General features: G+C 36.7%; 11 protein-coding genes and 1 other RNA gene. 9 read left to right on the top strand and 3 right to left on the bottom strand.

Annotation, left to right across the window (positions count from 1 at the left end; all coding sequences use genetic code 11):
- The first annotated feature begins 17 nt into the window (after nt 1-17).
- The 3 genes from smpB to PHP06_06135 all read left to right on the top strand — a co-directional run bounded on the left by smpB (nt 18) and on the right by PHP06_06135 (nt 1,715).
- Entirely contained in the window at nt 18-482 is a 465-nt protein-coding gene (smpB, locus tag PHP06_06125; protein ID MDD3840136.1) for an SsrA-binding protein SmpB, read from the top strand.
- A gap of 11 nt (nt 483-493) precedes the next feature.
- Nucleotides 494-855: a transfer-messenger RNA gene (ssrA, locus tag PHP06_06130) on the top strand.
- A gap of 80 nt (nt 856-935) precedes the next feature.
- Nucleotides 936-1,715 (top strand): transposase, encoded by a 780-nt coding sequence (locus PHP06_06135; GenBank protein ID MDD3840137.1) that lies wholly within the window; start codon nt 936-938, stop codon nt 1,713-1,715.
- Nucleotides 1,716-1,777: 62 nt separating this feature from the next.
- Here PHP06_06135 and PHP06_06140 read toward each other — a convergent pair whose 3' ends face one another.
- Both PHP06_06140 and PHP06_06145 read right to left on the bottom strand, forming a co-directional pair.
- Nucleotides 1,778-2,212, bottom strand: a complete 435-nt coding sequence (locus tag PHP06_06140) for a DUF2935 domain-containing protein (protein ID MDD3840138.1) — start codon at nt 2,210-2,212, stop codon at nt 1,778-1,780.
- A 196-nt stretch (nt 2,213-2,408) separates the two neighbouring features.
- Nucleotides 2,409-2,894 carry a cupin domain-containing protein gene (locus PHP06_06145; GenBank protein MDD3840139.1) on the bottom strand — a complete coding sequence of 162 codons (486 nt, stop codon included), beginning with the start codon at nt 2,892-2,894 and terminating at the stop codon, nt 2,409-2,411.
- A 60-nt stretch (nt 2,895-2,954) separates the two neighbouring features.
- Between PHP06_06145 and PHP06_06150 the strand changes: the two genes are divergently transcribed.
- The 4 genes from PHP06_06150 (at nt 2,955) to PHP06_06165 (ending at nt 4,543) form a co-directional block, all read left to right on the top strand.
- Nucleotides 2,955-3,128, top strand: a complete 174-nt coding sequence (locus PHP06_06150) for a hypothetical protein (protein ID MDD3840140.1) — start codon at nt 2,955-2,957, stop codon at nt 3,126-3,128.
- A gap of 379 nt (nt 3,129-3,507) precedes the next feature.
- A complete protein-coding gene (locus PHP06_06155; protein ID MDD3840141.1) occupies nt 3,508-3,870 on the top strand; it encodes a NifB/NifX family molybdenum-iron cluster-binding protein in 363 nt (120 codons plus the stop codon).
- A 32-nt stretch (nt 3,871-3,902) separates the two neighbouring features.
- A complete protein-coding gene (locus tag PHP06_06160; GenBank protein ID MDD3840142.1) occupies nt 3,903-4,286 on the top strand; it encodes a NifB/NifX family molybdenum-iron cluster-binding protein in 384 nt (127 codons plus the stop codon).
- Between the two features lie 26 nt (nt 4,287-4,312).
- Complete coding sequence (locus PHP06_06165; GenBank protein MDD3840143.1) at nt 4,313-4,543, top strand: hypothetical protein; 231 nt, start codon at nt 4,313-4,315, stop codon at nt 4,541-4,543.
- 2 nt (nt 4,544-4,545) lie between these two features.
- Here the strand turns inward: PHP06_06165 and PHP06_06170 are convergent, their stop codons facing one another.
- On the bottom strand, nt 4,546-5,235 hold the full coding sequence (locus PHP06_06170) for a Crp/Fnr family transcriptional regulator (GenBank protein ID MDD3840144.1): 690 nt from the start codon (nt 5,233-5,235) through the stop codon (nt 4,546-4,548).
- Nucleotides 5,236-5,338: 103 nt separating this feature from the next.
- Here PHP06_06170 and PHP06_06175 point away from each other — a divergent pair, with 103 nt between their 5' ends.
- Both PHP06_06175 and PHP06_06180 read left to right on the top strand, forming a co-directional pair.
- Complete coding sequence (locus PHP06_06175; protein ID MDD3840145.1) at nt 5,339-5,953, top strand: 4Fe-4S binding protein; 615 nt, start codon at nt 5,339-5,341, stop codon at nt 5,951-5,953.
- Nucleotides 5,954-6,065: 112 nt separating this feature from the next.
- Nucleotides 6,066-6,305: a DUF5320 domain-containing protein gene (locus PHP06_06180; GenBank protein MDD3840146.1), complete on the top strand. Its 240-nt coding sequence runs from the start codon at nt 6,066-6,068 to the stop codon at nt 6,303-6,305.
- Nucleotides 6,306-6,721: the final 416 nt, after the last annotated feature.

A 6,721-nucleotide genomic window follows, 5' to 3' on the forward strand; every position in this document is an offset into this window, starting at 1 on the left:
AAAAGCAGGTGCATGGAATGCGAGATAAAGAGATAAAAAAAGTAGCTAGAAATAAAAAGGCTACCTATGAATACTTTATAGAACAGACTTTTGAGGCTGGAATAGTACTTACCGGAACGGAAGTCAAATCTATAAGGCAGGGAAAAGTCAATATTAAAGATAGCTATGCATTAATAAAAAATGGTGAAGTCTTTTTATTGAATATGCATATTAGCCCTTATGAAAAAGGGAATATATATAATAGAGACCCTATAAGGACTAGAAAGCTCCTCCTTCATAAAAGAGAGATCGATAAGCTTATTGGATATACTACTCAAAAAGGTTATTCTATTGTGCCTTTATCAGTGTATATTACTAGGGGATTAGTAAAGGTTGAACTTGCTATTGCAAAAGGGAAGAAGTCATACGATAAAAGACGTGATATAGCTGAAAAAGAAGCGAAGAGAAGGATGGAGAGACAATTAAAAGATAAATATATATAATAAAAATACATGGGGGCGTACAGGTTTCGACGGGGATGATACTGTCAGGAGCAGCGAGCCGCGGATCTTCCGGGAACCGTGTCAAAAACCTGGAAACTAAATATAAACGCAAATAGAGAACCAGAATTTGCATTAGCTGCGTAAAGCAGCTAACGTCCTCTTTAGGTGTTCCCGCAGCTTGAAGATGGGCGACAAAACAGCGGGCAACTAGCCTGGCAAAGCTTTGAGTCAGGTCAGAACCAATGAAGCTAGCGTAGCATACATCCGGTTGTTGGGAGGTATGTGAGGCGAAACAAAAAAACAACAACTGCGCTCGGAGATACTCTTGTGGGTGCATCTTCGGACAGGGGTTCGATTCCCCTCGCCTCCACCAATAAAGGTCATAATTAAGCATCAGGGACAGTCCCTGATGCTTTTTGATAATCTAATGCTATTTTGATCGAGGTGATGATTATGCCTAGAAAGGCGAGAGAAATCAGCCCGACAGATTTTTATCATGTCATGATGAGGGGAATCAATAAAGAAAAAATATTTCCGGGGAAAAAGTATAAAGGTATGTTTCTTGAAATCATACAAGACGTGCTGACAAATACATATATTCAAATTGTCGCTTATTGTGTGATGGACAATCATATTCACCTTGTGCTGAAGGGAAAAATCAATGATATTTCAAAGGCATTAAAGAAAGTAAATACAAGGTATGCTATGAGATATAATAATGATTTTGACAGAGTAGGGCATGTTTTTCAGGGTAGATACAAAAGTGAGATTATCAAAGATACAACACATTTACTGCAAGCAATCAGGTACGTTCATGCAAATCCGATTAAAGCCGGGCTGATCGGAGATATTGATAAATATAGCTGGAGCAGCTATAAAGAGTATCTAGAAGATGTGACTATAATCAATAGTGAGGCTAGGGAATTCATACTGGACATATTCAACGGCGAGGAAAGTTATAAAAACTTTCATGAGCAGGAGGACTTCAGGGAATTTTTAGATACCAAAGAAGAAGTGGAAAGGAACAGATATAAATTAGCTCAACGTATAATAAGCGAATTTTGTATATCCAAAGGAATTTTAGATTCAGCTCAAATCAAGAAGAATCCAGAATTGTTGAATGATATAATAAAGGAATTATTAACAAAGACAAAATTAAGCCACAGAAAGATTGCCGGGTTATTGGAGGTAAATAATAATCTTGTGCATAAAATCAGTCTAAAAAGCAGGTAGATAAAAGCGGAGGGGACCGTCCCTGATACTTTTTGTTTTTTTTATCTACCTGTTATCATAGCTTATCTATTGGTTACATAACTAAGATATGCCTTGGCTATACCAATGTAGTACTCAGATTCTCTGATAATATGATTGATCACCACTACCGCTGTTAAATTGTTTTTGACTGCAGAGCTCTCTTTGATGATAATGCCCAAAAAGCATACAAATGTTTGACTTTGGCGTAGAGCAATTTCAATTAAGTGTATTATCTCTTGTATTATTCCGGGCGTTATCAAAAAATTAGTTCTATTCAATCTTTCAATATACTGTATGATGGTAGCCTCTGTTGCACTGAAGATTCGCTGGCTTTCCTTTAATCCCACTACAAATTCTTCTTCCAAACCTTGGACAATCTCTCTGATTACAACTGTATGCTCTGATTCTTGTCTTTTCCAGAATTCGGATTCTTCTAGAATTCTTACATGATTTTTATCACCATAACAAAATTGCATTCTATTTCTCCTCCATTTTTAGATATTTATATATAATTCATTATACGTATAAGATATAAATGTGTACCAGCAAGGGAGGTGAGAGGTTTTGTTCAAAAAAAACAAGCTATTCCATCAGGGATAAGATATAGCTTGTTATTAAATACTAAACCTTTAATATAATAAATGATTAATAGTTTCAAGGATCTTTGACTATTTAGTATCCGTGGTGTTCCTCAGCATCCTCTTTAGTTTTATGAACTGTACCATGTGGGTGCTCAGGTGGTGCATAAATAGAGTACAATTTAAGTGGTACATATCCTGTATTGATCAAATTGTGCCATTTACCAGCAGGGATGAATATTGCATAGTCATCACAAACTCTTTTTTGAAAACATAGCTTATCTTTTTTATCCCCCATCATAACAAGCCCTTGACCTTGTTCGATGCGTATAAACTGATCCACGTCGGGATGCATCTCTAAACCTATGTCATCTCCTACATTGATACTCATCAGGGTGAGTTGCAGATATTTACCTGTCCACAAGGCTGTTCGGAAAGTGTTATTTTGTTTAGTAGCTTGTTCAATATTGATTACAAAGGGTCGTGGCCCATAATCTTTCAATTTAATCGGCTGCGGCCAGTATCCCGGACAGCACATTGGTGGATTGTTCCAATAAGGATAATCATATGGGTTATACATATTACTCTTTCCTTTCGTATTGTTTTATTATTAATATCATATGCTTTATGTTTAGGGGAAGTGATTTATTTAAAAAGGGATTATGAAATTTTAGCTGTGTATTTTAAAAATCCAGCCATTTATATAGCAATTTATAAAGTAGTATTAAATAATGTAAAAGGGAAAAGTATAGAACAAAGACCTAAAGCTGCTAATGAGATTAAAGAATACGGATACTGGGAAATCACTGTGTAGTAGGTGGCAAGCTTAATGTACTAGAAAGAAAATACAAATATAGGTAATTATCCACATTCAGATATTAAAAGAATAGAACACTGGATGAATAATTATCCTCCAAGAATATTTGGATATAAATCAGCAAATGGGATAATAGGTTAATAAAACCTTTGGGTTTCGCTCCAAACTCCCGTCCTCGCCGGAAGGTTGCCGGTATGTTATAACAGACCGGATACAAAAGGATGTTTACAGAACATGTCAGGACATTCAATATAGCAATTAGCGATAAGCTGGGCTTGGTATTTTTAATTGACATATGCCCAAAATAGTATTAAAATTAATTATGGGCATAAGCTTATAATACATATTGTATTTCATTAAAAAAGGAGGAAAATATATGAAGATTTGTATTTCTTCAACTGGAGATTCTATTGATAGCAAGATGGATCCTAGATTTGGAAGGGCAGCATATTTCATCGTTGTAGACACTGAAACCATGGAATTTGAATCGATTGAAAATGCTGCGGCTGTTTCCGGGGGTGGAGCCGGAATAACTTCAGGACAGTTTATGGCAGATAAAAATGTTGAAGCGGTGATTACCGGGAATGTGGGGCCAAATGCCATGAATGTTTTGAAAGCGGCAAATATTGAAATATATCGTGGACAATCGACATCGGTTAGAGAAAATGTGGAAAGTTTTAAGAAAGGACTTCTTGAAAAAATAACCACTACTGTTTCTTCTCATTTTGGAATGAGGTAATAGAAGGTAAATGTTTTAATGGAGGATTTGATATGCGTATAGCTATTTCTACAGATGGGAGATATGTGTCTCCCCATTTTGGAAGATGTCCGTCTTTCACTTTAGTTGACATTGAAAACGGAAAAACAGTTAAAAAGACAGAGGTCAAAAATCCGGGACATTCGCCAGGTTATATTCCTAAGTTCCTGCATGATAAAGGTGTAAAGGTGATTATTTGCGGAAGCATGGGAGCAAGAGCTAGAGGACTTTTTGAGGAGCTGGATATAGAGACCATAATGGGCGTGGATGGAGGCGTTGATCAAGCTATAGAAAAATTTGAGAAAGGTATCCTTGAAGGCGGAGATGGTTTATGTACGCCGGGTGCCGGAAGAGGATACGGTGTCGAAAAAGTTGAATGTGATCATGAGGATGAGTGATTAATTAAGATATAAGGAGGTATTGTATGCCTTTTGGAGATGGAACAGGTCCTGCAGGCCAGGGCCCGGGTACTGGGAGAGGTGCCGGCGCTGGTGCAGGTAGGGGAAGAGGAAGGATGGGAGGCAGTAGCCCAGGATCAGGAACAGGCGGTTACTGCATATGCCCAAACTGTAAATACAGGGTGCCTCATCAGGCAGGGAATCCTTGTTATTCAATCAAATGCCCCAAGTGTGGGGCGCAGATGGTTAGGGAATGAGGTTAGATCTGTTTTTTTAGCTGTTCAACATCTATTATTTTTATTGTGGCCATGTGAAAGTCAATGATGTCTTGGTCGCGCATTCTACACATTTCTCTTGATAGGGAGGGGCGGGATACGTTTAAAAATTCAGCCAGCTCCCTTCTATTCATTGGGAGTGTAAAAGTGGTGCTTTTCTTTTTTTTATACTGTTCTATCAAAAATGTGCTGATCTTTTTTCGTATTCCCACTATAGTCAGATATTCCACTCTTCTATTAAGCAACAAGGCTTTTTCAGATACGATTGTAAGCATATTTTGAATGATCATCTTGTGGTGTGGGCATATTTTTTCGCATTTACCCATGATTTTATCCTTTGTTAGAAAAAGCACTTTGCAATTTCCGTAGGCTTGAACAGTAGAAGGCCAAATTGACTGGTTGGAAAATACCAGTACCTCACCGAACATATCCCCGGGTTTGAGCATAGTCATCATGATTCGATTTCCTGCGGCATTTTCTTTATTAACCATCGCTTGGCCTTCTAGTACTACACCTGTGCTATCAAATTTATCACCGGCTATTGTGATGTATTGGTTTTTTTCATATATACGGATTCTTGGTTCAAGGCAGTATAACAATGAAATCAGATCATTTCCAACAATTCCTTGGAACAACGGAGAGCCTTCCAGTTTTTTTGCAGTTTTTTCAAACATTTTTATCACCTTCCGTAATCATGTAACATTTGATACCGATTTTTATCACTCATTATATTACAATAAATGTATAAATACAAGAAAGATAAGGAGGGTAAATGACGTGTCTAAAATATTGAGAAGGTCTTCGCAGGTATTATTTCTTCTACTGTTTATTGCACTTATATATACGGGGAAAATTCAGATCTGGATGGGTGTTTTCGCTATAAGTGTTATCTTTACTTTGTTTTTTGGACGTTTTTATTGCGGATGGATATGCCCGATAAATACGGTTATGAATTTGGTGACAAATATAAAGGATAGGCTTGGGAGGAAAAGCTTATCAGTGCCTAGATTTATCAAAAAATCTGTATTTCGGTACGGTGTTCTGATAGTCTTTATTTTGACTTTTGTATTCGTAAGGATAAGCGGAAAAAAGCTTCCCGTTTTGCCTGCATTGTTGGTTATAGGCGTGGCTTTGACAATCTTTTTTCCGGAAAAGTTATGGCATAGGTATCTTTGTCCATATGGCACTATCTTGCATGTTGTAGGAAAACTATCAAGGCGCAGTTATAGCATTGATGATGAACTATGTATATCTTGCGGTGCATGCAATAGGATATGTCCTTCAAATGCTGTAGAGGTAAATCAAGGCAAGTATATGATATATAAGTCAGAATGTCTTGTGTGTGGGAGATGTGCGGAAAAGTGTCCTGAAAATGCCATAAAATATAAATAATGCGTTATAGTTATTGACATATGCCCGAAACTAGAGTAAAATTTAATTATGCAGGATATGGGCATAGGCCCAAAATAAATAATTAGATTTTATGATGAAGGGAGGGTTATATATGCCAGGATTTGATGGAACAGGCCCATCAGGGCAAGGTCCTATAACTGGCAGGGGGAGAGGTTATTGTGTTGTTCCCATAACTGATACTTATAACTCTGCTCCAGTCAATAACTCTACAACTTATACACCTAGTGTATATCCTAAGAGTGACTTTCTGATGCGAAGGGCTTATCCCTTAGGGATAAGGAGATTGGGGAGAGGTCGCGGACGAGGATTTGCACGTAGAAGATGGTTATAGTGTGATTTGAGAAGGTATACTTTTTATTGCAAAGGATGCAGAGGGTTTATCTGTATCCTTTTGTGTCAAGGGGACGTTTCACTTGACACACTTGTTTTTTGTTTTTTAAAACCAATAAATTTGTTATTAATTTAAAATCATATTAGTTGAACTTTAGAGAAAGTCCCACAGTGTACACTGTGGGACTTTAATTTTTTGTGGATTATATAAATATATTTTAAGAATAAATAAGGAGTTTAAAAATATTAATGTAATAATGCATGGTAACTATTAATAATATAGTACTAAATTAATCATAATGCACATCTGGAGCTATCATTTGGTTAGTTTATTGTTGGAAAGCATAATTTTAATAATTTATGAGGGAAGGAGGATAGGCAGTCATATCTTTAAGGCTTAATATTACCAAAAATGAT

The organism is Clostridia bacterium (assembly GCA_028698525.1).
GTDB lineage: Bacteria > Bacillota > Clostridia > JAQVDB01 > JAQVDB01 > JAQVDB01.

Excerpts from the sequence above, each read along its gene's own strand:
- PHP06_06135 (MDD3840137.1), top strand. The coding sequence starts at position 936 with ATGCCTAGAAAGGCGAGAGAAATCAGCCCGACAGATTTTTATCATGTC.
- PHP06_06145 (MDD3840139.1), bottom strand. The coding sequence starts at position 2,894 with ATGTATAACCCATATGATTATCCTTATTGGAACAATCCACCAATGTGC.
- PHP06_06155 (MDD3840141.1), top strand. The coding sequence starts at position 3,508 with ATGAAGATTTGTATTTCTTCAACTGGAGATTCTATTGATAGCAAGATG.
- PHP06_06170 (MDD3840144.1), bottom strand. The coding sequence starts at position 5,235 with ATGTTTGAAAAAACTGCAAAAAAACTGGAAGGCTCTCCGTTGTTCCAA.
- PHP06_06180 (MDD3840146.1), top strand. The coding sequence starts at position 6,066 with ATGCCAGGATTTGATGGAACAGGCCCATCAGGGCAAGGTCCTATAACT.
- PHP06_06165 (MDD3840143.1), top strand. The coding sequence starts at position 4,313 with ATGCCTTTTGGAGATGGAACAGGTCCTGCAGGCCAGGGCCCGGGTACT.
- PHP06_06160 (MDD3840142.1), top strand. The coding sequence starts at position 3,903 with ATGCGTATAGCTATTTCTACAGATGGGAGATATGTGTCTCCCCATTTT.
- PHP06_06140 (MDD3840138.1), bottom strand. The coding sequence starts at position 2,212 with ATGCAATTTTGTTATGGTGATAAAAATCATGTAAGAATTCTAGAAGAA.
- smpB (MDD3840136.1), top strand. The coding sequence starts at position 18 with ATGCGAGATAAAGAGATAAAAAAAGTAGCTAGAAATAAAAAGGCTACC.